This is a genomic window from Bacillus sp. JJ1773, assembly GCF_036962035.1.
Lineage (GTDB): Bacteria > Bacillota > Bacilli > Bacillales > Cytobacillaceae > Cytobacillus.
Genome location: NZ_JBALNX010000018.1, coordinates 6,464 through 31,977, shown reverse-complemented (window position 1 = coordinate 31,977; position 25,514 = coordinate 6,464). Strand labels below are relative to the sequence as shown.

Sequence of the window (25,514 nt, the reverse complement as noted above, 5' to 3'; positions counted from 1 at the left end):
TCTTGTGCTTCCGAAGCACGAGAACCGTCCCTTTGTTATTCTTCACTCTTTGTTTGTTCTGCTATTTTTTCATGGATTTCTGATTCAATCGCTTCAATATGTTCCTCTTCAAGCTTTTGCTTTGGCTGCGGATGGAACCATTGAATCTCTCCTTTGTGTACAAAGCCTTTAAATTCTTCGCCATGGACTTGCAATGTAAATGCTTGCCGTTCGTGCATTCGATCTTCAAATGCTGGCATTAATTCTAAATCCTCAATCCCGCTTGAAATCCCATGTTGTCTCATTAATGACTGTATAGTCGCTTCGATCGTGTCAACTTTACTTTCGCCAATCATTTGTTTTGGGTGTGGATGAAGCCATATAATCTCGTCTCCATGGTAATGCCCTTTATATTCATCACCTTGAACCTTAAATGTGAATGCGTGTCGCTCATGTGGACGGTCCTCGTAAAGTTTTTCAAACGCAAAATCTTCAATTACTGGTTTTTCCTTTTTTTCCTCGGGCATACTTAACCTCCTCTACAGGTCTCAGCTAAAGTTTTTCCTAGCTTAAACTATATATTCATTTATTACAAGGGAAGTAAAGCAATTCCACAAAAAAAGAGCCCGGATTCCTATTTTCTAATCCGGGACTTTAGTTTCAATATTTTCTTAAAGATCTAGGTGTATGATTAAACCATTTTTCGTTAATGAGACGATGGCAATTGGCGAAAATTCGTTCTATTACTTGGGTCGAGTTTGCAAGAACTCGTACACTAAATCCCGGCACTTCAAGTTTAGATATGCCGAATTTAATATTCAACTCTTCCATATTAATCGTTTCATAAATTTCATCCAGAAGACCGCTATCCGTTTGATCGCCGATTACGATCATCGATCCTAGATGCGTATATCCTTCCATAAACCCTAACTCAGTTAATTTTTGCTGAGCGGGGGTCAGCTTAATGTGATCAAACACACCGAGTTGATCATCCAAATAGATCTCCGTCATTAATTGAATAGAATTATAGGTGAACTTTTCCCCGTTCGGAGACCAGCCCGGGGTTAAAATATCTGTATAAAGAAACGTTGCCCCTTTTTCCATATGAATGACTGTTTTCTGCTTATAACGAGCATGTTGATATGCAATTAAAGGATCAGGAAGATATTCTAAATAACTGCCTTTCTTTAGGGAAATCTCTGTCTCTTGATAGGCATAGTCATTTGGCGTCTTATAAACCTTTGTTGCCGACTGCGTTGTTAAAGTAGCTTTGGCGCCTTCATCGATTGATATTTTCATTCGGTATCGGTCGCCGTCTAAATAGCCGCCGCCAGGATTTAAAAGATAATAGCAAACCTGTCCTGAATCATCATGGTAAACCGGCCGCATGACCTTGAATGCGCCTTGAAAATACACATTTTTAGCAACGGTTTTCCCGTGTCTGTCTTCAAGATCTAAAGATAACACGCCAGTCCAGTCTGTCATCTTACTCTAATCCTTTTAATAATGCATGCTTCTTGATCCAGTCAATCACTTCAGGGAGACCTTCGTCCTTTTTCAAATTTGTGAAAAAGAATGGCTTTTCTCCGCGGAAAACTCTCGTATCCTGAGCCATTACTTCAAGGCTGGCACCGACATGAGGAGCAAGGTCTGTTTTGTTAATGATGAATAAATCTGATTTAATCATCCCTTGTCCGCCTTTGCGCGGAATTTTCTCGCCTTGTGCAACATCAATAATATAAATAGAGAAGTCTACTAGCTCTGGGCTGAAAGTGGCTGCAAGGTTATCTCCGCCGCTTTCCACAAAGATAAGCTCGACATCTGGATGGCGCTCGACTAACTCATCAATGGCAGCGAAATTCATTGAAGCATCTTCGCGAATAGCTGTATGAGGGCAGCCGCCTGTTTCAACCCCGATAATGCGATCTTCAGGCAAAACACCGTTCTGAATTAAAAACTTTGCGTCCTCTTTTGTGTAAATATCATTCGTTACGACCGCCATTTTTATTTCATCAGCAAGATGACGGGTTAATTTTTCGATGAGCATCGTTTTTCCTGCTCCAACAGGTCCTCCAACTCCGATTCTAATTGCTTCCATTCAAACACTTCCTTTACTGCTTTTATAAAAAATTAAGACATAAATATACGAATATTTACTCGTTCATGGTTCATTTGAGATAGTTCAAGGCCTGGGGACACAATGCCGAAGTCATCTTCGGGAAGCTGAAGGATTTTTTCAACTGCCCGAGATAATTCGGATTGAAATTTATGTGTGATAACTTGTCCTGCTGTTTGGCCTAAGGGGATAGCCCGTACCGCGTTTTGAACCTGGCTGGAAATGGCCGAGTACAAATAATAAAGAATGGCATCTTGCTTCGTCACTCCAAGGCCATGTGCAACTAGGGCAAAAACAATGGCTGGGTGACCGAATGATTGCTTCTTTGTAATTCTCTCTTTATATTGCGAGAGGATTTCCATCTCATATAAAGATTCAGTAAGCTTTAGCATTCGCGCTCCGATCATTTGCGTGCCTTGGCGTGTTTCCCTTGGCAAGTTTTGGACGGTAATTAAACGATCGAGTTTCCAGATTTTTTGAAAATCTTCAGTTAGAAGCGCATCATAAGTTATCCGGCAGGCAAGCCCATCTGTATAAATGAGCTGTTCATGCAAATATACTTGAAGCCATTCGTAAAAAGTCTCTGAATCTTTCACTTTGTCTTCCTGGATGTAGCTCTCTAAGCCGAAGGAGTGGCTGAAAGCTCCTGTAGGAAAATTGGAGTCGCATAGCTGAAACAGAGAGAGAACTCGATTATCCATGACTGTGACCAATATGGCGGAATGCTTGCTTTACTTTTCGATCTTCCCGTGTAAAAGGAATGCCAAGCTCTTGCAGCAGTTCTTCAACTAAATAGTCATACTGAACGAGCATGTCATTTTCTTCAAATTGTGCTGGAAGATGCCGATTGCCAAGTTGATGTGCGATTGTACCCATTTCCTTTATGGTTCGTGGGCTGATGACAAGCAAATCATCTGACAGCACATCAATGACAATCATATTTTTATCGTCCATGTATAGCACATCGCCTGCTATAAGGTCTCGCGGTTCTTTCAAACGAATGCCAAGCTCGTTTCCATGATCCGTTTTGACTCTCTGAATGCGTTTCACTAAATGTGCACTTTCTAAGTAAACCTTTTCGATATGACGTTTTTTTATTTCTTCTTGGTCCATTTTTTCTAAGTTTGTAACAACCTTTTCAATTATCAATCATTTCACCTCAGAATAAGAAATATCGCTGTCCCATTGGCACCGTATCCACTGGGTCACAAGTTAACAGCTCACCATTTACTTTCACTTCATATGTTTGCGGATCGACCGTAATTTCAGGTGTCTCTGAATTCAATTTCATATCCTTTTTAGATAGAGTCCGAATTCCGCCCACTGGAAGAATGATTTTTTTCAGTCCAAGCTTTTCGTGAACCCCGTCATCAAAGGCAGCCTGAGAGATAAAGGTAATAGAACTTTTTGATAAGGCAGTTCCGAATTGGGCATACATCGGTCTGTATATATATGGCTGTGGTGTCGGGATAGAAGCATTGGCATCCCCCATTAATCCAGTTACGGCCAGTCCATTTTTAAGGACCATTTCAGGCTTGACCCCAAAGAATTTAGGAGACCAAAGAACTAAATCTGCTATTTTCCCGATTTCGATCGACCCGATATGGTTAGAAACTCCATGGGTAATCGCAGGGTTAATCGTATATTTTGCGATATAGCGTTTTACGCGATTATTATCTGCATATTGACTGTCGCCAGACATAATGCCTCTTTGCTTCTTCATTTTATCGGCTACTTGCCAAGTGCGCAAAACGACTTCTCCAACACGGCCCATTGCCTGAGCATCGGAACTGACCATGCTGAACACACCCATATCCTGAAGAATATCTTCAGCAGCAATCGTTTCCCTTCTAATTCTTGAATCTGCAAACGCAATATCTTCCGGAACAGATGGGTTTAAATGATGGCAAACCATAACCATATCAAGATGCTCATCAATTGTATTTACTGTATAAGGGAGGGTTGGATTGGTAGATGAAGGCAGGATGTTATGGTATCCCGCAGATTTGATTAAATCGGGGGCATGTCCTCCGCCAGCTCCTTCTGTATGATACATATGCAGAACTCGATCTTTCACAGCAGCCATTGTTGTTTCCATAAATCCGCTTTCGTTCAATGTATCTGCGTGAAGAGCAACTTGAATATCATATTCGTCCGCAACTCTCAGTGCATAGTCAAGGGATGAACCAGTGGCTCCCCAGTCTTCGTGAACTTTTAATCCGATAACGCCAGCTTTCACTTGCTCTGCTAAAGGCGCGATGGATGCAGCATGGCCTTTGCCTGTAAAGCCAACGTTAATCGGCAACCCTTCGGCAGCTTCCAGCATACGGTGAATATTCCATTCGCCTGGAGTAACGGTAGTAGCCCGCGATCCGGCTGCTGGTCCAGTTCCACCGCCAATTAATGTCGTTGTGCCCGATGTTAATGCTGTTTGCACTTGTTCAGGATTAATAAAATGCACATGTGTATCGATAGCGCCAGCTGTTACGATTAAGCCTTCTCCAGCAATGATTTCTGTTGCTGCACCAATGATGATATCTACATGATCCATGATGAGCGGATTGCCGCTTTTCCCGATACCAGAAATCTTGCCGTCTTTAATGGCAATATCTGCTTTGTAAATACCTGTGTAATCAAAAATAACGACGTTTGTAATAACAGTATCTGCTACACCTTCACCGCGTGTTGCTAAAGGGTGCTGTCCCATACCGTCACGAATCACTTTCCCGCCGCCAAAAACAACCTCTTCTCCGTAGGTTGTATGATCTTTCTCAATTTGAATAAATAAGTCAGTATCTGCTAGACGGATTGAGTCGCCAGTTGTTGGCCCGTACATTTCAGCATACTGTTTTCTGGACATTTTAAAACTCATCCATTACCCCTACTTTCTAATGAGCCATCTACTTTATTATTGAAACCGTATACACGGCGTTCGCCTGCAAATGGAATAAGCTGGATTTCCTTTTCATCGCCAGGTTCAAAACGAACGGCTGCTCCAGCAGGGACATTTAATCGCTTGCCGTAAGCTTTTTCCCTGTCAAATTGGAGAGCCTCGTTCACTTCGTAAAAATGAAAATGCGAGCCTATTTGAACAGGGCGATCTCCCGTATTGGTAACAGAAATAATAAAGACTTCTTTTCCTTCGTTAATGATAATATCTTCCTCTTTTAAGATGTACTCACCTGGCAGCATGTAACGAACCTCCTGTTTATCTGATTGGACTGTGTACAGTGACTAATTTTGTTCCATCTGGAAATGTCACTTCGACTTGAATATCATTAATCATTTCTGGTATTCCGTCCATGACATCTTCTCTTGATAAAATCGTTGCTCCATACTCCATAAGTTCGGCGACTGTTTTCCCATCTCTTGCACCTTCCATTACTTCATAAGTAATGAGAGCAACAGCCTCTGGATGATTTAATTTTAATCCTCTATCCTTCCGGCGTTTGGCAAGATCAGCAGCCACGACAATCATGAGCTTGTCAATTTCACGTGGCAATAGATGCATCATATACCCCTCCTTCTATTAGTTAATCATTAATATTTAAGGGACTTAATTCTCAATTGTTTTCCATTTAAAAATCGCTGTACAGCCCCCTACTAGAAGGATTCTAGCATAAAAAAAATTGAAGGTGAAGGTAAACCTTTTTATAAATGAAAAACAAAATTTTAAGGGAAATAAAGGGACTTTTCCCACTAAAGTATACCCAATTCACGTATGGATTAAATCAGTGTGTTGGATAATTTAGGATTATGGAGATTTTCTAATGAGTGATATTAGTGGCGGCCATTAATAAGATTAAATTTATGTATGTTGACATATCATATTATACGCCATATAATATCATTAACACACATACTATACGACATATAATATATGCAGCAATATAATACGATCAATAGGAGGTGCAGCTATGTCTTTTCAACTTGGATCAGCGCTACTTGATGCCTGTGTACTTGCAATCTTAGCGAAGGAGGATGCTTACGGATATTCACTGACCCAGGAGGTTCGCGAGGTGATGGATATTTCTGAATCAACCCTTTACCCTGTACTGCGCAGATTGCAAAAAGGTGAGTATTTAACAACCTATGATCAGCCATTCCAAGGAAGAAACCGAAGATATTATCGGATTACAGATAGCGGCCGAGCTAAATATGAAGAACTGCTCAGGGATTGGACAGATTATAAAATAAAAATTGATACGGTTTTACTAGGGGGATTAAAAAGTGAATAAAGAGTCGTATTTAAGGGAATTGCAGCGCAAACTTAGGAAATTGCCACATGAGGAAGTAAATGCAGCCTTAGATTATTACAGTGAATATTTTGATGAAGCAGGAGAAGAAAATACTCAAAATGTAATTGGAAAATTAGGTTCACCTGCCCAGGTAGCCTCACAAATTTTAGCCGATTATGCAGTAAAAGGATTGGATACTGAATCTGAGTCTGCTAAAAAGGGACTTTCTGCAATTTGGTTTATTATTCTAGCAATTCTCGCTTCACCAATTGCTTTGCCATTGCTCATTTCAGTTTTTGCTCTAGTTTTTTCCGCAGTAATTGTGTGTGTAGCATTTATTTTTACTTTCTTTGTAACGATCGCAGCTTTAACCTTATCGGGAATTGTCAGCATAGTAGCTGGCTTCTCAGTTATTGGGCAGCATTGGCAGACTTCTCTTTTCTTCGTTGGAACTGGATTGATTGTCTCTGGAATTGGCATTCTATTATTCTCGCCGCTAGTATCCGTTACTAAAAGTATGAGTTTAGCCTTAGCAAAATGGCTAAAGAGGTTATTTGATAAAGTGACGAGAAGACGTAAGGAGGCGATTTAATTGAAGAAGAAGACGAAAGTATTAACAATGATTGCTAGCGGGATGCTTGTCATTGGGATCGTGCTTGCGGTCATTGGCCTCACTGCTGGAGCTAAATTCGGGATTACAAATACGAAGGATGGATTTAAAGTATTAGGACTAGAAGATCAAATAATAGAGGAATTGCCTCTCCCTGCTTTTACAAAGATTACTAGCAATCTCAATGATGTCGATATTGAAGTTATCCCTTCAAATGAGTATGGATTAAAGATTGAAAGACAAGAAGAAATTGAAATCAACTACAAAGTTGACAATGATACGCTTGTTATAGAAGAAAGTAAGCAAAATGTTCCGCTGCTATTTGTAAATCTGACTTTTACTAGAATCCCGGACAACGTCATTAAGGTCTATGTTCCTAAAAAAGTGAAATTCTCGGAAATCCTCATAAATAACCAATTTGGCGATGTACGATTGGAAGGGGTAAGTAGTGATAAAATAAGCATTGATTCAAATGATGGGGATCTTATTTTTAATAACGTGGAAGCAAATAAACTAAAAATTGTTAATCAGTATGGAGATATAAATGGAAGAAATGTGACTACAGAAGAACTAGTCATTGTGCTGAATGATGCCGATGCCGAGTTTGATAAGTTGAACGCAGCATCGACCGTTTTGAATAATCAATTTGGCGATATCACTTTCCGAAACTTTAGCAGCAAAGGGTTGAATATTCAAAGCAATGACGGAGATATCGCTATCCATGGTTTACTCTTTGGAACCACCTCTATTCATTCCAACTTTGGCGATGTTCAGGTGCACCTTCTAAATAAGGAGTCAGAAATAGACTATAGCATCCTAAATTCTTTTGGGGATATAACCGTTAATAATACTGACTATGAAAAACACGTTATAAATGAAGGAAATGGAAGTCATAGACTAAATATCACTGCTAAAGATGGCGATGTGGAAGTTACGTTTTAATTGGAATCATTGAATGTAGAAAATTTGTAAATAGCATTTTAATCAGCAGACCAAATCGCATATGATTTGGTCTTTTATTATTCTTGTTATATAAATTATTTACATTTAGACTTGTAGAACAGGAATACGGAGCACCAACAGAACTTAATTATCCCGCTATTATTATACGCTGGCAGCTGGTATTCTAGAGAGAATTCCAACATATAAAGATCAAATTATTCAACTGACTAAGGATTTTATGTTTCGATTGGATTGTGGCTTTCTATTTTCCTTAAAGGAATCCAGAAAAGGCTTCCTTCACTATCCATTCGTTACGGTCTAATGGACGTTGATTATGATTATGTACCAATCTAAAATATTTTTGTTAGCAAGACCTTCAACTAGGCCTTTAGTCAAAAGGTATAGAGCCAGGTCCTCTAGAATCTTTAAATACAACCATGCAGCATATAAAATACGCCTATCTACCAATAGAAATTTGCAAGCTAATCTAGTATTCTTTAATACTAAAAACAAATAATGAAGACGAAACATTTAGTGTGAAAATAATAGAAGAGAAATCGGGAGGCATGATTATGTTAGAGTTCGAAGGATATATAGACGAAAACGCCAAAATTAAGGTAATTGGAGTTGGCGGCGGGGGAAACAATGCCGTGAACCGGATGATTGAGGACGGTGTAGAGGGCGTTGAGTTTATTGCCGTTAACACGGATGCTCAGGCTCTTAAACAGTCGAGGGCAGAGATCACGATGCAAATTGGCTCTAAATTGACGAGAGGCTTAGGGGCGGGCGCAAACCCGGAAGTAGGAAGGAAGGCAGTTGAAGAAAGTAAAAAACAGATCCAGGAATTATTAAAAGGTGCTGACATGGTTTTCGTCACAGCTGGAATGGGTGGTGGCACAGGAACAGGAGCAGCGCCTGCTATTGCAAAAATTGCCCGTGAACTTGGTGCCTTGACGATTGGAGTGGTCACGCGTCCATTCAAATTCGAAGGGCGCAAGCGTTCTGCCAATGCGGCCAGCGGCATTGAGCTCATGAAGGAAGCCGTAGACACATTAATTATTATTCCCAATGATCGCCTGTTGGAGATAGTCGATAAAAAAACACCTATGGTTGAAGCTTTCCGTGAAGCAGATAATGTTCTTCGCCAAGGGGTTCAAGGGATTTCGGATTTAATTGCTTTGCCGGGTTTGATCAACCTTGATTTTGCAGACGTGAAAACGATTATGTCCAATCAAGGAACAGCCCTAATGGGAATCGGTTTAGCCAAAGGAAAAGATAGAGCCATTGAAGCCGCAAAGGCAGCCATTGAAAGTCCTTTACTTGAAACATCTATCACAGGCGCCCGTGGTGTATTAATGAACATTACAGGCGGCAGTGATTTAAGTTTATTTGAAGTCCAAGAGGCCGCAAGCATCGTTGCTTCTGCTTCAGACGATGAGTTAAACATGATTTTTGGCTCTGTGATTAACGAGAACTTAAAAGATCATATTTTAGTAACCGTAATAGCGACAGGTTTTACAGAACAGGAGATGTCATCATCCAGACCGACTCCCCCTGCAAAAGAAGGGATTTCGGACGCGCGTCTAGAAGCACAACATGCCTATGCTCATAGAATTGAGCGTGATGGAAACCCTCAAAATGATAGGAAACAACCGCAGCCGTCAATCGAATCTCTAGATATTCCTGCCTTTTTACGTAATCGAAGAAACCGGTGATTAAGTGTTTACCCCATATACAAACTATAGATGATCATGGATTTGAAGATGGTTGTTATGTTAATGGTTGGATGGTTGATTAATCATGAAAGGTGCTGGATCGTTAATGAATCAGTATTTGACGATGAAAGAACTAAAAGATGCACTATCCGAGCTCGTATCGGTTAAAAATGAACTTACAAACATGAAGAAACTAGTCAGCTTTTTGGTTCAACAAAATGAGCAATCTCGCCTCCAGCAGAATAAGGTTAGAGAACAAAATCAGCAACTTATTCATGAAGTACAAGAATTAAGACAAACCATTGAGGAAATTATGACAGAACAGAAAATGGAACATGAAAAAGTCGCTTCACAATTAGAATGGATCATAGCTACGCAGCAAAAAAGCGTGGAAACAAAGAAAAGTAAATGGCTTTGGCAAAAGTTATTTGAGTAAAAAGATTACCACTTTGACCATTGAGAGGGAATCGAAACCCATCAAAAGCATCTCACAAGTCCATGCATATGTCCTCAGAAAAGAACAAGTCGCCTAGCCTATCTATATTGATATTGGGTACAAATAACCAACTTTTTTTCGCTTGTATAGGACAAGTTGGGATCTGGGAAGGCTGAATGTAAGGAGGCGATGTATGGATGGAGACGTTTGAAGCGTTGTCGTTGATGATTAGCTTTGGGATGTTGGTAATCGCCGTTCTGCAGTTTAAAGATAAGGATAAAAATTCTTGAAACACGCTGAAAAAAGCGTGTTTTTTTGTGAATAATTAAACCTTTATAAAAAGAAACGTTTATTCTTTTCATATTTCCAATACTTTCTTTAACATCCTCAAAGATCATAGCAAGCAAGTCAAACCATGAAGCTCCTTCCTGAAACGGATTATTCTTATTAAAGATATTTTAGAACCTGTTTTAATAGACAGCATTCCAATGAAAACCAAAAAGAATGAAAGGCTTGATTGCCTATTTTGTTTATCTTTATGAATCTTTCGACACTGCCGAAAGGTTTTTTTATATTCTATAAGGTTTAATGCTTAGGAAGATAAAGACTTTGTTTCAATATGAGAATTTTATGAGTCACATGATTGTTAGCTTATTGAAACGGTCGTAACACAATTATAAAGTGCTTGTTCTTTTTCTCGGAATATTCTGTGTTAAGATTGACATCGATTGTTAGATCAGACATAGGAGGTTATGAAGTGTTAAAATACTTGTTTTCATTGATTGCAGCAATAACCCTCTGGTGTTCCATCGGTGCTGACACCCAAGCGAAGGAAGTAGTTGTAAAGAAAGGAGATACACTTTGGGCAATTGCCAATAGACATAATGTTTCAGTCCAAGAACTTAAAAAATGGAATGGGCTATCTACAGAACTCATCCAACCAAATGATAAACTTGAAGTTTCTCCAGAAAAATATTACATAGTTGAATCTGGCGATACACTCTGGAATATTGCTCAAACATATCGTGTTACCTTAGAAGATCTAAATGAATGGAATAACTTAAATTCTGATCTTATTAGACCAGGATTAAAGCTCATTATTTTTCCAAATTCAGCTGCTCAGTCAGCCGTTCAATCTAAAACCCTTTCGGTTACTGCAACTGCTTATACAGCTTATTGTGAAGGCTGCACTGGTATAACTAAAACAGGAATTAATTTAATAGCGAATCCGGATCAAAAAGTGATCGCGGTTGATCCCAAGGTTATTCCGTTAGGATCTAAGGTTTTTGTTGAAGGCTACGGTTATGCAACAGCTGAAGATATTGGCAGTGCAATTAAAGGGAATAAAATTGATCTGTTTATTCCCACATTAGAATCAGCCTTACAATGGGGTAGAAAGCAAGTAAATGTAACCATAATAGATTAATAACTTCGGACCACTGGTATTGTGGTCCATTTTTAAAATGTTTTTTAAGATATCTTACAAAATGCCTTTATGAGATTTTGGAAACATTGTATCCTATCGTTTTCGTCAAGTAAATAAGCATTGAAAATTTCATTTTCTAACATTGAAATGATTCTCACGGTCACATCTTCCTTATGCGAGCCTCTTACTCTATCGTTACCAAGTAGGCATAATATTTCTCTTTCATAGTATTCGACAGTTCCAAATAACACAGTCGACAAAGTATTCACCCCCAGAACAGTACAATAAATCAACTTCTAACTACTAATTTGCTCTGATTAGATTCTAATCTATTAATTACAGAATATTAACTTTACCATTCAGCAATGTGATCATACGACTTTAAAATGGGAAATTCAACATTATTCCCCTCCATTTAACAGAATGGTTAATTTGGTTATGAATGCTATTAACTTTTAATAATAATGAAACATTAATGTTCCTCTTGAAATCTTTAGTCCATATTAAGTGAGCGTGTACCTATTCATAATCCATGAATTGAGGGGGAGTCCGTTTAACACATCTTCATTCCTATAGATATTGATGGTGCGAAAGCTGATTAGTTTTTTCCTAATCTTCAGGTTCGATTCAGTAAGTAAAAAAGTAAGTGATTCTCTTGGAATCACTTACTTTTTTTGTGCAATATTTATGCTACAGTAGGTTTCATTTCTTTCGGTAAGTTTTTCTTTTTATTGAAGAAATTCTTAACATAAGGGACTGCGAATCTGTCAACTCCGTAGAAGTAACCTGCTGCTCCAGTGAATAATAGGATGATTGCTGCAGTATAAAGAACTGGGTTAACGCCTACTGTTCCTGCCATTAAGAAGTTAAGATTCATGAACGCACCCGCAAGTAATGCTGGAATAGTTGCTGCTCCTATGATTAAACCTAAGCCAACTAGGAACTCTCCCCATGGGATAAGAATGTTGAATAATTCTATATTGGGTAGTGCAATTCCTTCAAGGAATGCTGCGTACCAGCCTTGAACTGCAGGATGATCTCCACCAGCTTTTGCAATTGCGCCTTGTATGAAGATACCTGCATCAAATCCACCAGTAATTTTATGAAATCCTGCTTCAATCCATTGAATACCTAACCATATTCTTAATACGGTCCATACTATCGCCATTTTCGGCCCTTTTAAAAAGTTCATCATGAGAAATCTCCCCTTTAATTTTAGTTTGTGAAACTTTTCACAAGATGTATTAAAAAAATATTTGTATTAAGCTGTCAGCTTGGGGTGAAAGTTTGTGAAGTTTTTCACTTACTTTCTACACTCTTAATATACAACGTTTTTATTTAAAGTACAATAGACTTCACAGATATGTCATAACTATAATTATTGCAAAGGTATTAACAGTGTTAATAATTAATTTGAGGATGCTCCAGACTACTTATTCTAATAAATCCCTGACACCGTCATTAAGATCTATGTTCCAAAATAATGATGGCGATGTGGAAGTTACGTTTAAATTGGAGTCATTTGTTTGTTTTGTGAAGAAGAATTGTTAAGTGCATACGAATTAGCAGACCAAATCGCAATACTGATTTGGTCTATTTTGTTTGCTATTGTCATCTTAGCGGACATCAGGGCAGTTATTTGGCCGAGAATGGGGTAATTCCGTTTCTTTGCGGACGCTTGTTCCATTTTTTGTAAAAAAGGAATGATTTTCTTGTGTTATTTCGTGAATAACGTACGAGTGTCCGCTTAGCCCTTAAATTAGGGTTATTTAATGGAAATAACGGATTTCATGTCCGCTTAATTTCTTAGAGTCAGGATGGATGAAAGAATTTAATTAAAAGTTGGCATAAAATTTGCATTTACTACTTATATAAGAACGAAACTATATTTTTCTAGGAGGAATTAAATCATGATAAAAGATATGAATAGTATTCAGGAATTAATGGACTTAGATAAGAAACATTTTCTGCATCCGACCTCTCCTATAAAGCAGCAGCAAGATCAGGGGCCATCGTTTATTTTTACTGAAGGGAAAGGGGTTTACCTTCAAGACATGGCGGGGAACACGGTCATTGATGGGATGTCTTCTCTATGGAATGTGAATGTTGGGCATGGGAGAGAGGAATTAGGGAAAGTGGCGATGGAGCAAATGTCCAAGCTAGCGTTTTCCTCATGCTTTGCCACTTTTAGCAATGAGCCCGCTATTCGTTTGGCTGCGAAGCTCGCCCAAATTGCACCTGGGGATTTAAGTGCCGCATTCTTTACTTCCGGAGGTTCGGAGGCGAATGATACAGCTTATAAATTGGCGCGCCATTATTGGATTTTAAAAGGGCAGCCGAATCGTAAAAAGATAATTTCTCGAACGAAGTCCTATCACGGGGTAGCGATGGGATCGACAAATGCAACTGGCTTGAAGCCGTTCCGCGATTTTACGAACTCATTTGATCCAGATTTCTGCTATGCAGATCATTTTTCAACTCAAGATTTGCGAGATGTGATTGAAGCGGAAGGGCCAGAGTCAATTGCGGCGTTTATTGCAGAGCCTGTGCAAGGAGCGGGCGGACTGCATGTCGCGCCAGATGACTATTTTAAGGAAGTTAGAAGTATTTGTGATGAATATGGCATTTTATTTATCACAGACGAAGTGATTACAGGATTTGGCCGGACAGGGAAATACTTTGGGATTGAGCATTATGGGGTCGTGCCAGATATGATGTGCTTTGCAAAAGGTGTGACGAGTGGCTACGCCCAATTAGGCGGAGTAATGATATCGGAAAAAATCCACCAAGATTTTACTGAGCTGTCGACAGGGACCTTGTTGCATGGCTATACGTATAGCGGGCATCCAATGGCTTGTGCAGTCGCATTGAAAAATATTGAAATCATTGAAGAGGAAAACCTAATTGAGAATGCAGAAATCATGGGAAGTGAAATGCTAAAAGGGTTTAAATGGATTCAAGGCGAGCGGCAAATTGTCGGCAAGGTCAAAGGTCTTGGATTAATGGGCGGCATCGAAATAGTTAAGGATAAACAGACAAATGAGAAATTTACAGCTCCAGTAGCACCAAGGGTTGTAACGGAAGCGGCAAAACGGGGACTCATTTGCAGGTCTGTCGTGTTCGATGGCCAAGACACTGTTGTATTTTCTCCGCCGTTAATCATCAATAAGGAAGAAATGGCAAGAATGCTTGAAATCCTCCATGATGCGATTGCGGCAATTGAAGCGGAGGTTTTAAAGTAATAGAGGTTTTTGGGCGAGTAAAGAAGAATATAAAACTAATAAGAAAAATGATTAAGGAGAGATCTAATTGAAGAAGAAATTATTCATTAATGGGGAGTGGGTCGAGGCAAGTCAATATGTACCACTTAGCTCTCCTTACAGTGGAAAGGTGATAGCCGAGATCCCAGCAGCAACGGTAGAAGAGGTTGAAACAGGATTAGAGGCAGCCTTTAATGCGAGAAAAATAATGGCGGCTATGCCAAGCCATCAACGGGCGCAAATCTTAGAAAAAGTGGTATTTCTATTAGAGAAGAGGGCTGAAGAGGCCGCTGAAATCATTGCTACTGAGGCTGCTAAGCCAATATCTGCTGCAAGGACGGAAGTAGGTCGCACCATCCAGACCTATAAATTTGCTGCTGAAGAAGCGAAGCGAATTCATGGGGAAACGATTCCGCTTGATGCAGCACCGGGCGGGGAAGGAAGACTTGCCTACACAGTGCGTGAACCAATTGGAGTGATTGGCGCGATCACCCCTTTTAATTTTCCGATGAATTTAGTCGCACACAAAGTAGGGCCAGCTATTGCTTCAGGAAATACAGTTGTTTTGAAACCGGCTGGTCAAACACCGTTATCGGCGTTTTTCATTGCTGAGTTATTCCAGGAAGCTGGATTGCCGGCTGGTGCCTTAAATGTTGTTACAGGCAGCGGATCCATCATTGGTGAAAAGCTTGTGAAGGATGATCGTGTTCAAAAGATTTCTTTTACAGGAAGTCCTGCGGTAGGGATTGGAATCCGGAATAAAGCTGGGCTAAAGCGTGTTACGCTGGAATTAGGTTCGAATGCGGCAGTCATTATTGATAAAGGGATTGATATTGATAAAATTATTTCACGTTGTGTAGCAGGTGCATTCGGCTTTCAAGGCCAGGTTTGCATCTCATTGCAGCGGGTTTATGTTCATGAAGACTTATATGAGGCTTTCGTTGAAAAGTTTGTCGCAGCAACGAAGCAGCTGAATATCGGTGACCCGCTTGATCCGGCGACAGATGTTTCCGCCTTAATTACAGCAAAAGATGTGCAGCGGACACTTGATTGGCTGGAGGAGGCGAAACAGCAGGGAGCGAAGGTGGCTGTAGGAGGGACATCTGAGGGGAATATATTATTGCCGACCGTTCTATTAGATGCCGATCCTTCTCTAAAGATATCCTGTCAGGAAGTATTTGCCCCAATTGTGCTGATAAATAAAGTGAAATCTGTTGATGAGGCGATTGAGCTTGTAAATGATTCTCGATATGGGCTTCAAGCTGGAATCTATACAGACAATGTCCATACCGCCTTAACCGCAGCACAGCAGCTGCATGTTGGAGGAGTCATGATCAATGATATCCCAACTTTCCGTGTGGATCATATGCCATACGGCGGGGTTAAAGAAAGCGGAGTCGGCCGGGAAGGTATAAAATATGCAATCGAAGAAATGACGGAACAGAAACTAGTCGTTTTTAATAGAAATTAAGAAAAAGGACTGCAAATCTTTTTGATAAAAGATGATGCAGTCCTTTTTGTTTAGATAAATGAGTTTTCTAGATTTTATCGGTAGGAAAGAGAAAATATCGGCAGCCTTCGCAAATATTAAGGTCACTTTCGCAAATAAATCAATCGCCTTCGCAAATAACTAAGCTACTTTCGCAAATAAGTCTGCCGGTTTTTGGATATATCCGCGACTTTCGATGGATATCCGCTAGTTTTCGAATATATCCGCGACTTTGGGTTGGATATCCGCCAGTTTTCGAATATATCCGCGACCTTCAATTGGATACCCGCAAGTTTTCGGATATATCGCCAGCTCCCAATCACTAATCTCTATTCGAAAATTGGCTTAACACAATCTTTCAATATCGCAAAACAATGTTTCAATTTTGAAAGATTTAACTGCGCTTTTCATGACCTTCAAACAAATAATCAGAAAAATTGATAAATATTATCTTGGCATGGAATTTGCAATATTAGTAGATAAATACTTTCAGTGAGGTGAAGTCCATTGACCCGTTATGAATATGGCGGTGATGAGTTTATTTTTGTGGAATTATCTGAAGCGATGAGTTTGGAAACAAATTTTCAGGCCATGGCGATTACAAAGACGTTGAGAGAGGAAAAGCTGCCAGGAATTCTAGATATTTGTCCCTCCAATGCATCTTATATGATTCGTTTTAATCCTGATATCATTCACCCTGATAAATTAATTTCAAAATTGAAAGAACTAGAACAGAATGTTTCATTAGAAAACTTTGAAATTACAGCTCGTGCAGTTGATGTTCCAATCTTATTCGAAGACCCTTGGACACATGAGGCGTTAATGCGTTTCAGGGACCGGCATCAGGATCCGACAGCAACAGACCTCGAATATGTAGCCCGAACAAATGGCTTTCAATCTAAAGAAGAACTCATTAAATCGATTACCGATAGCCCGTATCTTGTTTCGATGATTGGGTTTGTTCCGGGATTGCCATGGTGCTATCAAATGGTGCCTCGAGAACAGCAAATCGAAGCACCTAAATATGTTCGCCCTAGAACGTATACACCAGAGAGAGCATTTGGATTTGGCGGAGCCTTTGCCGTTATATACCCTGTACAAGGAGCGGGTGGATACCAGCTATTTGGGACGGCTGCCGCACCAATTTATGAAAAAGAACAGCGTTTGCATGATTTTAAAGATTCTATGACCTTCCCTAGACAGGGGGATGTTTTCAGATATCGAAGCATTACGATGGAGGAATACGAGGACATTCGAAAAGAAGTGGAAAGTGGAGATTTCCGCTATTTAACAAAGGAAATTACGTTTAAGCCTCAAGAGGTACTCGAAAATCCGAAAGCATTTTCAGATTCCGTGTTAAGGAGGTTGTATGCATGATTAAAGTAATTAACCCTGGGCTTCAAACGACTGTTCAAGATTCTGGCAGAATTGGCCATTATGAAGTGGGGATGCCTCCATCAGGAGCTATGGATAAATACTCTTACTTTGCGAGCAATTTACTCGTTGGAAACAAGGAAAATGCCGCTGTTCTTGAAATCACTTATATGGGGCCTGTCTTAGAATTTCAGCAGAATGCAACCGTTGCCATTACGGGCGGTGAGATGCCGCCGAAAATCAATGGTGAGCCTGTTTCGATGTGGGAAACGCTTGAAGTGAAGGCTGGAGATGTGCTTTCATTCGATTTTATTAAACAAGGTGCACGTGTGTATTTAGCTGTAGCTGGAGGAATTGATGTGCCTCTGATCATGGAATCACGCTCTACCTATACACTGTGTGGCATCGGTGGCTTTGAGGGGCGGGCTCTTCAAGCAGGTGATGAATTAAAGATTGGCAGCGATAACGAAACAGAAATCGCTACCGGAACCCGTATTAGTGATGAACTGATCCCTGCTTTTTCTAAAACAAATGACGTCCGTGTTGTTTTAGGATTATGCAGTTATCGATTAACAGAGGAAAGTAAAGAACGGTTTTTCTCAATAGAATGGACAGTAACACCGGAAGCGAACCGTGTGGGCTATCGATTTAAAGGGGAGCGCTTAAATTTCGTTGAACGTGAACAGCCATTTGGAGCTGGAAGCAATCCATCGAATGTTGTTGATTTAGGCTATCCGATTGGATCCATTCAGGTGCCTGATGGGGTAGAGCCGATCGCTCTCTTAAACGATGCCGTGACAGGTGGAGGATACGCAACGATTTGTACCATTATTAGTACAGATTTAAATAAAATGGCCCAAATCAAAACAAATGAAAAAGTTCGGTTTGTGGCTGTTGATATCCACGAAGCGCTTGAGATCCGCAAAGATTATCAGGATAAAATCAATCAAATGAAGCAGCAAGTATTAGGACATGTAGGAGGGTTAAAAAATGGCTGAACAAAAAACAGTACTAACACCAATCCCAGGAGTTTTCTATCGCAAACCATCTCCAGATAAGGATGTGTATATAAAAGAAGGAGCCCCTGTAAAAGTGGGCGATGTGATCGGCCTTGTGGAAGTTATGAAAAACTTTTATGAAATTAAAGCGGAGAATGAGGGAGTTCTAGCGCAATTCTTTGTTGAGGACGAGGACCTTCTCGATGCAGGCCAGGAAATAGCAGTCATCATTGAACAGTAAATTTTTTCTGAAGAGGAGGGAAAAAGCGGATGGCTTATTTTAAAAAGGTGCTGATTGCAAACAGAGGGGAAATTGCGAGGAGAATTATTCGCACCTGTAAGAGGCTTGGCATCGATACAGTTGCAGTCTATTCCGAGGCTGATGCAGAGGCGCCTCATGTTAGTGAGGCTACTGAGACTGTTTGCATCGGTCCGGCCCAAGCGAAAAAAAGCTATCTTAATGTAGAAAAAGTTATTCAGGTAGCAAAAGAAACGAAAGCGGATGCAATTCATCCAGGCTATGGATTTTTATCGGAAAATCCGGAATTTGTTCGCCGCTGTGAGGAGGAAAACATTGTTTTTATCGGTCCTTCCGCAGAAACGATTCGCCTTATGGGGAGCAAGCTTGAAGCACGAATTCAAATGCAAAAAGCAGGCGTAAGCGTTGTTCCGGGTACGGATAAGAGCATTGAATCTATAGAGGAAGCCATTCAGATTGCAGACGATCTTGGCTATCCGCTTATGTTAAAAGCGAGTGCGGGCGGCGGCGGTATCGGGATGCAGCTCGTGCATAATGAAGACGAGTTACAAAAGGTGTTTGATTCGACAAAGCAGAAAGCAAATTCATTTTTTAATGATGGCACTGTCTTTTTAGAGAAGTGGATTTCAAAGCCTCGTCATATTGAGGTGCAAATTGTTGCAGATGCTTTTGGAAATGTTCTGCATTTATTTGAAAGAGAATGTTCCGTCCAACGACGAAACCAAAAGGTAATCGAGGAAAGTCCTTCACCGTTTTTAGATGAAGCCCTTAGAAAAGAGCTGTTGGAAGCGGCCATACGTGGTGTAAAGCAAATCGACTACACAAATGTCGGCACAATGGAGTTTATTTTTGACGAAAATAAAAACTTCTATTTCCTTGAAATGAATACCCGTTTGCAGGTCGAACATCCAGTTACGGAGGAAATTACAGGATTGGATTTAGTTGAGCTTCAGCTGAAGATTGCCGCTAAAGAACGATTGCCTTATACGCAGGAAGAGATCGCGAAAACAGGTCATGCGATTGAATGCAGGCTTTATGCGGAGGATCCGTTCACTTTCTTCCCAAGCCCTGGGGTTATTTCGAGTATGGAACTGCCAGAGGACAATGTGAGGTATGATTTCGGTTTCATTAACGGAAGTACGGTTACCCCTTTTTATGATCCGATGCTTGGAAAAATCATCGTTCACGGCTCATCACGTGATGAGGCTATTAGCAAAATGCAAAAGGTGCTTGAAGAAATGGATATTCAGGGAGTAAAAACAAATCTGCTTCTCCTCCAAAAGGTAATGAAAAACGGCCAATTTATGAATGGAGACTATACGACTCAATTCCTATCAGAAAATTTAGGTCAATTAGTTGAGAGGTGATCCAATGTATAAAGTAGATTTGAACTGTGATATGGGGGAAAGCTTTGGCCTTTATGAATTAGGCAATGATGAAGAAATGATGCAGTATATTACCTCTGCCAACATCGCATGCGGCTTTCATGCTGGAGATCCACATGTAATGAGGAAGACGATAGAGCTGGCGAAGAAATATGATGTTGGCATTGGGGCGCATCCAGGATTCCCTGATTTATTGGGCTTTGGCCGACGCTACATGACTTGTACACCATCAGAAATTAAAGATTATGTCATGTACCAGGTTGGGGCTTTAAGAGAATTCTGTGCTGCAGCAAAAGTGAATATCCAACATTGTAAACCGCATGGAGCTTTATTTATGAAAGCGGCGGAGGATAAGGCATTAGCGCGTGCCATTTTAGAGACGCTTCACGATATCGATCCGGAAATGATTATTTTCGCTCTTAATCAGTCCGAATTGTTTGAGGAAGCAATTAAAATGGGCGTTCCTGTTGCGAAAGAAGCTTATTCGGATCGTGAGCATACTGAAAGCGGTTCGATTGTTTTGACGAGGAAAGGGTCGGCAATCACCGATTATGAGGACATGGCGCAACGGGTTGTCCGAATGGTGAAAGAGGAACGGGTTATCACTCATGATGGCAAGGATACTCCGATTAAAGCTGAAACCATTTGCATTCACGGAGATACACCGGGTGCTCCTATTTTAGCCAAGAAAATTGTTGAGGCCTTAAAAGCGAGCGGAGTGGAGATTGTTCCGATTAGGAAAATAATTTAAATAAGTGTTCATCGCTCCCTTCCTATATAGGAAGGGATAAGGCTGTGATAGGCAAGGTTTTAAACGGAATTATTCGAATTTTAAAAATAAACATCAAGATGTCAAAACTGTTATAAGGAGAGGTCGCTTTGAAAATTGAGCATTCATATACTTTTAAGGGTATCCCAAGAGAAGTGCTATGGCGAACGATACAAGATAAGGAGGTGTTGAAAAGGTCGTTACCAGGATGTAAGTCATTTGTTGAGGTGGAGGACAATGTTTTTGAGTCTGAGCTAGGCATTAGTATTGGTCCTGTAAAGGGAGTTTTTACAGGGGATGTCCGGCAGGTTGATCAAAAGGAGCCTGAATTTTACCGTCTGCTTGTTACCGGGAAGGGCAAGCCAGGTGAAATTGATGCGGATGCTGAAATGGCTTTGATTGAAACAGAAGAAGGAACTGTACTTGAATGTAAGGCAGATGTGAAATTGACAGGTATTCTCGCTTCGGTTGGCCAGAGAGTCATGAGTGGAGTAGCGAAGGTCGTCATTGGTCAATTTTTTAAAGATATAGATAAAGAGGCGAAACAGCTCGTCTAACGTAACTTTATTATTACTGAAGCGAGCCAAGGTTAATGTAATTAAAGGTACAAATTGGGAGGTGCAGTTGATGGCAATCGAAAATGTAAATGTAAAGGTGAAAATCAACGGAAAAGAAAAATGCGCGGATGTAGAGCCGCGAACGCTGCTTGTTCACTATATTCGTGATGATCTTGGTTTAACTGGGACACATATTGGCTGTGATACGAGTCAGTGTGGCGCATGTTCGGTTATGGTGGATGGAGAAGTAGTGAAATCATGTACGATGTTGGCTGTTCAAGCGGATGGATCCGAAATTACAACGGTAGAAGGTCTTGGGCAAGTAGGTAATTTGCATCCAATCCAGCAAAGCTTTTGGGAAAAGCATGGACTGCAATGCGGCTATTGTACACCAGGGGTTATGATTGCAGCGGTTGGTTTGCTGAAGCAAAATCCAAATCCAACTGATGAGGAAATTCGCGAAGGCCTTGAAGGGGTTATTTGCCGCTGTACTGGCTATCAATTTATTGTTGAGGCAGTCAAGCATGCAGCACAGCTAATGAGAGAATCGGAAGTTCAATTAGTAGGAGAGGAGCGCTCATAATGACAAAGGTTGTTGGTGCTCGGCTGAAGAGGAAAGAAGATCCTAAGCTGATTACAGGTAATGGTAGTTTTTCAGATGACATTGTACTCCCAGGAATGCTGCATGCCGCTATTTTGCGGAGCCCGCATGCACATGCCATGATCAAAAGCATTAATGTGGAGGAAGCATTAAAGGCACCAGGGGTTGTCGCGATTTATACCGGGAAAGATCTTGAAGGCAAAATTGGCCGTATCCCTTCCTCATGGCTAGTCCCGGGATGCGACCTGAAGGAAGCTCCACAATATCCATTAGCGATCGATCGTGTTCGATATGTTGGGGATGGTGTTGCACTGGTCATTGGAGAAGGCCGCTATGCTGTTAGAGATGCTATGTACTTAATTGATGTAGAGTACGAAACTCTTGCTCCTGCTGTAGGGCAGAAGAAATCGATGCAAGACAATGCTCCACTTGTTCATGACGATATTGAAAACAATATTGCGTTCCATTGGAAAGCGGGAGCAGTGCCTGAAGAGGTTTGTGAAAATGCCGAGGTATCTATTAAGCAAAGCTTTTATGTACAGCGGGTAGCGCCGAGTCCGATTGAAACACGTGCAGCTATTGGCCAGTATAATCCAGGAAGCGGTGACTTGACACTTTGGTGCACTTCCCAAAATCCTCATATTCATCGGATGGTTTTAAGCGAAGTGCTTGGAATCTCAGAAGCCAAATTACAAGTAATTGCTCCAGATATGGGGGGCGGATTTGGCGGAAAAATCGGCGTCTATCCTGATGAAGCGCTTGTTGGCTATGCAGCACGGGATTTAGGGCGGCCGGTGAAATGGATTGAGGAAAGAAATGAACACTTTACCGCCTCTAACTATGGACGTGATGAAGTCCTTGATGTCGAGTTATATGGGAAAAGGGATGGAACGCTAAGTGCCATTCGAGTGAAAAATACCCATAACGTCGGCGCATATTTATCGACAATGGGTCCAGGAGTTTCAACGATTGATTTTGGATTAATGATTACCGGGGCTTATAAAATCCCTCATGCATCATGTGAAACGTTCGGCGTTTATACGAATACAACACCAACTGATGCCTATCGTGGGGCAGGTAAGCCGGAATCGACGTATCAAATTGAGCGTGCAATTGAGTTATTCGCAAAAGAGATCGGGATGGATCCTTTAGAGCTTAGAAGGAAGAATTTTGTCCAAAAAGAAGAGTTTCCTTTTACAAATGCACAAGGTTTAGTATATGACAGCGGGGATTATGAAAAGCCGCTGGTAAAGGCTCTTGAGATTCTTGATTATAATAAGTTCCGGGATGAACAGAAGGAATTACGCAAGCAAGGAAAACTTGTTGGCATTGGGTTCTCCACCTATGTGGAATTATGCGGATTTGGCCCATCTAAGGTCGCAGGCGCTATTGGATTCCAAGGGGGAGTTTGGGAAAATTCAACCGTTCGAGTCCATCCATCTGGAAAGGTGACGGTCTACTCAGGAACCTCTCCACACGGACAAGGCCATGCAACAACCTTTGGGCAAGTAGTATCAGAAAAGCTTGGCATTCCGATGGATGACATTGAACTCGTGTTTAGCGACACAAAGTCAATCTCGATGGGGTGGGGAACATATGGATCCCGTTCAGTAGCCGTAGGGGGCGCTGCAGTTTCCTTTGCGACAGACCGTGTCATTGAAAAGGCAAAGAAAATTGCTGCCCATGAGCTTGAAGCTTCTGTAGAAGACATTACATTTGAAAATGGAATCTTCTCAGTGAATGGCCAACCAGGCTTTGTACGCACATTCCAGGAAATAGCCAAATCAGCCAATATGGCATGGAATTTGCCGGAAGGATTAGAACCATCCTTAGAAGCTCAGGCCTTTTTCGACCCGGAAAACTTTGTGTATCCGTTTGGCACACATATTGCGGTTGTTGAAATTGATAAGGCTACTGGACAAATTGAAATCAAACGATATATAGCAGTTGATGATGTTGGTCGCGTAATCAACCCATTAACAGCAGAAGGCCAAGTGCACGGCGGTATCGCTCAGGGGATTGGCCAGGCACTTTGGGAGGGAGCAGTTTATAACGAAGATGGTCAGCTATTAACCGGTACATTCATGGATTATGTACTGCCAAAAGCTCGCTTTTTCCCTAAGATCGAAACGGCTTTTACAGAAACCTTATCCCCAGTTAACCCACTTGGTGCAAAAGGAATCGGAGAAACAGGAACGACCGCATCAACCCCAGCGATCATGAACGCAGTTATGGATGCGCTAGAGCAATACGGGATAAAAGATATTGAAATGCCGCTTACACCTGAAAAGGTGTGGAGAGCCATTTCAGAAAGTGAGGGCAAGTAAGTTGATACCTTCTAAATTTGATTATGTGCGCGTAAATTCTATTGATGAGGCTATTCAACAGTTACAGCAATGTAACGGTGAAGGAAAGCTGATTGCTGGAGGACATAGCTTAGTTCCACTTTTGAAATTCAGATTATCGGAGCCAGGCGCTCTGATTGATATTAGCCGCATTGCCGAGCTAAAAGGGGTTCAAAAGGATGGAGATCGCATCGTTATTGGTGCACTCACGACCCATTTCCAAGTTGCGAATGATCCAATTGTAAAAGAACATATTCCTGTATTATCTGAAACTGTTCGTCAAATTGGCGATTTGCAGGTGCGCAACCGAGGAACGATTGGCGGAAATATCGCCCATGCAGATCCAGCTGCAGATTTACCGGCCGCCGCTTACGTCCTTGATGCGGAAATTGCTTTTCATGGAGAAGATGGCCCTGAAAAGATGAATATTGATAGCTTTATAGTAGGACCGCTGATAACGATGCTCCCTGAAAATAGTGTGTTAACGAGCGTTTCATTCGCCATTCCGCCTAAGCATACGAAATCAACCTATCTTAAATTTTTCCACCCGGCATCTGGTTATCCTGTCATCGGAGTCGCCATTGTTGCTGGGGTTGGGGAAAATGATGTTATTGATTACATTAAAATCGCCATTACAGGTGTCGGGGATGTTCCATACCGTGCGACCTCTGTAGAAGATAAGCTTCTAGGCCAAACCTTGTCTGAATCTGTGATTAAAGAAGCTGCACAATTGGCAGCCGATGAAGGGGAAATGGCAAGCGATCTATACACTTCTGAGGAATATAGAAGAAACCTGTGCAAGGTTTATACGGAAAGAGCTTTGCATTCTGTCTTTTATTAAAAGGATATTTTTATAGAAAAAATGTTGTTTTGAAGCAAATAAAAATTGATAGAAATTCGCAGTGGGCTAATGGTGCCCGCAATGAAGAAAATCGCCGTTGAACGGTAACCAAAGAGTGCTATTGATGACCGCAATGAAGAAGATCATCGTTGAATGGTAACAAAAGAGTGCTAC

Annotated in this window: 27 protein-coding genes and 2 pseudogenes; 20 read left to right on the top strand and 9 right to left on the bottom strand. The window is 41.0% G+C overall.

Features of this window, described 5'->3' with window-relative positions; all coding sequences use genetic code 11:
* Positions 1–35 precede the first annotated feature (35 nt).
* From V7127_RS04000 to V7127_RS03965, 8 genes are all read right to left on the bottom strand, one after another.
* Positions 36–506: a hypothetical protein gene (locus V7127_RS04000; RefSeq protein WP_335483755.1), complete on the bottom strand. Its 471-nt coding sequence runs from the start codon at positions 504–506 to the stop codon at positions 36–38.
* A 133-nt stretch (positions 507–639) separates the two neighbouring features.
* Positions 640–1,464: an urease accessory protein UreD gene (locus tag V7127_RS03995; protein ID WP_335483752.1), complete on the bottom strand. Its 825-nt coding sequence runs from the start codon at positions 1,462–1,464 to the stop codon at positions 640–642.
* Between the two features lies 1 nt (position 1,465).
* Positions 1,466–2,077, bottom strand: a complete 612-nt coding sequence (gene ureG / locus V7127_RS03990; protein ID WP_335343794.1) for an urease accessory protein UreG — start codon at positions 2,075–2,077, stop codon at positions 1,466–1,468.
* A 32-nt stretch (positions 2,078–2,109) separates the two neighbouring features.
* Positions 2,110–2,796, bottom strand: coding sequence for an urease accessory protein UreF (locus V7127_RS03985; protein ID WP_335483748.1), 687 nt, complete (start codon positions 2,794–2,796; stop codon positions 2,110–2,112).
* A complete protein-coding gene (gene ureE / locus V7127_RS03980; RefSeq protein WP_438823967.1) occupies positions 2,789–3,208 on the bottom strand; it encodes an urease accessory protein UreE in 420 nt (139 codons plus the stop codon). Before ureE ends, V7127_RS03985 begins: the two co-directional genes overlap by 8 nt.
* Positions 3,209–3,254: 46 nt before the next feature.
* A complete protein-coding gene (gene ureC / locus V7127_RS03975; protein ID WP_335483741.1) occupies positions 3,255–4,967 on the bottom strand; it encodes an urease subunit alpha in 1,713 nt (570 codons plus the stop codon).
* The gene (gene ureB, locus V7127_RS03970; RefSeq protein WP_335483738.1) at positions 4,964–5,287 is read right to left on the bottom strand and encodes an urease subunit beta; all 324 of its coding nucleotides are present in this window, start codon (positions 5,285–5,287) and stop codon (positions 4,964–4,966) included. Before ureB ends, ureC begins: the two co-directional genes overlap by 4 nt.
* Before the next feature lie 16 nt (positions 5,288–5,303).
* The gene (locus tag V7127_RS03965; RefSeq protein WP_315666234.1) at positions 5,304–5,606 is read right to left on the bottom strand and encodes an urease subunit gamma; all 303 of its coding nucleotides are present in this window, start codon (positions 5,604–5,606) and stop codon (positions 5,304–5,306) included.
* A 406-nt stretch (positions 5,607–6,012) separates the two neighbouring features.
* Here V7127_RS03965 and V7127_RS03960 point away from each other — a divergent pair, with 406 nt between their 5' ends.
* The 8 genes and pseudogenes from V7127_RS03960 to V7127_RS03925 all read left to right on the top strand — a co-directional run bounded on the left by V7127_RS03960 (position 6,013) and on the right by V7127_RS03925 (position 11,462).
* Positions 6,013–6,333, top strand: coding sequence for a PadR family transcriptional regulator (locus V7127_RS03960; protein WP_066290971.1), 321 nt, complete (start codon positions 6,013–6,015; stop codon positions 6,331–6,333).
* Positions 6,326–6,925, top strand: a complete 600-nt coding sequence (locus V7127_RS03955) for a DUF1700 domain-containing protein (RefSeq protein ID WP_335483735.1) — start codon at positions 6,326–6,328, stop codon at positions 6,923–6,925. Before V7127_RS03960 ends, V7127_RS03955 begins: the two co-directional genes overlap by 8 nt.
* Positions 6,926–7,885 (top strand): DUF4097 family beta strand repeat-containing protein, encoded by a 960-nt coding sequence (locus tag V7127_RS03950; RefSeq protein WP_335483732.1) that lies wholly within the window; start codon positions 6,926–6,928, stop codon positions 7,883–7,885.
* Positions 7,886–8,010: 125 nt separating this feature from the next.
* Positions 8,011–8,156: pseudogene (locus V7127_RS03945) on the top strand (IS5/IS1182 family transposase); the annotation flags it as partial.
* A gap of 301 nt (positions 8,157–8,457) precedes the next feature.
* Positions 8,458–9,418, top strand: a pseudogene (gene ftsZ / locus V7127_RS03940) (cell division protein FtsZ); the annotation flags it as partial.
* Positions 9,419–9,685: 267 nt separating this feature from the next.
* The gene (locus V7127_RS03935) at positions 9,686–10,036 is read left to right on the top strand and encodes a hypothetical protein (RefSeq protein ID WP_335343801.1); all 351 of its coding nucleotides are present in this window, start codon (positions 9,686–9,688) and stop codon (positions 10,034–10,036) included.
* Between the two features lie 197 nt (positions 10,037–10,233).
* Entirely contained in the window at positions 10,234–10,326 is a 93-nt protein-coding gene (locus V7127_RS03930) for a putative holin-like toxin (protein WP_335354603.1), read from the top strand.
* A gap of 467 nt (positions 10,327–10,793) precedes the next feature.
* Positions 10,794–11,462: a 3D domain-containing protein gene (locus V7127_RS03925; RefSeq protein WP_335354604.1), complete on the top strand. Its 669-nt coding sequence runs from the start codon at positions 10,794–10,796 to the stop codon at positions 11,460–11,462.
* A gap of 685 nt (positions 11,463–12,147) precedes the next feature.
* On the opposite strand, the gene V7127_RS03920 is transcribed toward V7127_RS03925, so the two are convergent.
* Positions 12,148–12,654: a DoxX family protein gene (locus V7127_RS03920; RefSeq protein ID WP_335353703.1), complete on the bottom strand. Its 507-nt coding sequence runs from the start codon at positions 12,652–12,654 to the stop codon at positions 12,148–12,150.
* A gap of 334 nt (positions 12,655–12,988) precedes the next feature.
* Between V7127_RS03920 and V7127_RS03915 the strand changes: the two genes are divergently transcribed.
* The 12 genes from V7127_RS03915 to V7127_RS03860 all read left to right on the top strand — a co-directional run bounded on the left by V7127_RS03915 (position 12,989) and on the right by V7127_RS03860 (position 25,340).
* Positions 12,989–13,120, top strand: coding sequence for a hypothetical protein (locus V7127_RS03915; RefSeq protein WP_335483729.1), 132 nt, complete (start codon positions 12,989–12,991; stop codon positions 13,118–13,120).
* A 252-nt stretch (positions 13,121–13,372) separates the two neighbouring features.
* A complete protein-coding gene (locus tag V7127_RS03910; protein WP_335345925.1) occupies positions 13,373–14,704 on the top strand; it encodes an aminotransferase family protein in 1,332 nt (443 codons plus the stop codon).
* A 67-nt stretch (positions 14,705–14,771) separates the two neighbouring features.
* The gene (locus tag V7127_RS03905) at positions 14,772–16,193 is read left to right on the top strand and encodes an aldehyde dehydrogenase family protein (protein WP_335345924.1); all 1,422 of its coding nucleotides are present in this window, start codon (positions 14,772–14,774) and stop codon (positions 16,191–16,193) included.
* Positions 16,194–16,718: 525 nt separating this feature from the next.
* Positions 16,719–17,588, top strand: a complete 870-nt coding sequence (locus tag V7127_RS03900) for a 5-oxoprolinase subunit B family protein (protein WP_335353699.1) — start codon at positions 16,719–16,721, stop codon at positions 17,586–17,588.
* Complete coding sequence (locus V7127_RS03895) at positions 17,585–18,583, top strand: biotin-dependent carboxyltransferase family protein (protein WP_335345922.1); 999 nt, start codon at positions 17,585–17,587, stop codon at positions 18,581–18,583. Before V7127_RS03900 ends, V7127_RS03895 begins: the two co-directional genes overlap by 4 nt.
* Positions 18,576–18,824, top strand: coding sequence for an acetyl-CoA carboxylase (locus tag V7127_RS03890; protein WP_335483725.1), 249 nt, complete (start codon positions 18,576–18,578; stop codon positions 18,822–18,824). Before V7127_RS03895 ends, V7127_RS03890 begins: the two co-directional genes overlap by 8 nt.
* Before the next feature lie 29 nt (positions 18,825–18,853).
* Positions 18,854–20,209 (top strand): acetyl-CoA carboxylase biotin carboxylase subunit, encoded by a 1,356-nt coding sequence (locus V7127_RS03885; RefSeq protein WP_335483722.1) that lies wholly within the window; start codon positions 18,854–18,856, stop codon positions 20,207–20,209.
* A 4-nt stretch (positions 20,210–20,213) separates the two neighbouring features.
* On the top strand, positions 20,214–20,978 hold the full coding sequence (locus V7127_RS03880) for a LamB/YcsF family protein (protein ID WP_335483719.1): 765 nt from the start codon (positions 20,214–20,216) through the stop codon (positions 20,976–20,978).
* Between the two features lie 128 nt (positions 20,979–21,106).
* Entirely contained in the window at positions 21,107–21,553 is a 447-nt protein-coding gene (locus V7127_RS03875; RefSeq protein ID WP_335345918.1) for a CoxG family protein, read from the top strand.
* A 70-nt stretch (positions 21,554–21,623) separates the two neighbouring features.
* Positions 21,624–22,136 (top strand): (2Fe-2S)-binding protein, encoded by a 513-nt coding sequence (locus tag V7127_RS03870; RefSeq protein ID WP_335345917.1) that lies wholly within the window; start codon positions 21,624–21,626, stop codon positions 22,134–22,136.
* Entirely contained in the window at positions 22,136–24,481 is a 2,346-nt protein-coding gene (locus V7127_RS03865; RefSeq protein WP_335345916.1) for a xanthine dehydrogenase family protein molybdopterin-binding subunit, read from the top strand. The genes V7127_RS03870 and V7127_RS03865 overlap by 1 nt, the downstream gene beginning before the upstream one ends.
* 1 nt (position 24,482) lies before the next feature.
* Entirely contained in the window at positions 24,483–25,340 is an 858-nt protein-coding gene (locus V7127_RS03860; protein WP_335483716.1) for an FAD binding domain-containing protein, read from the top strand.
* The last annotated feature ends 174 nt before the right edge of the window (positions 25,341–25,514 follow it).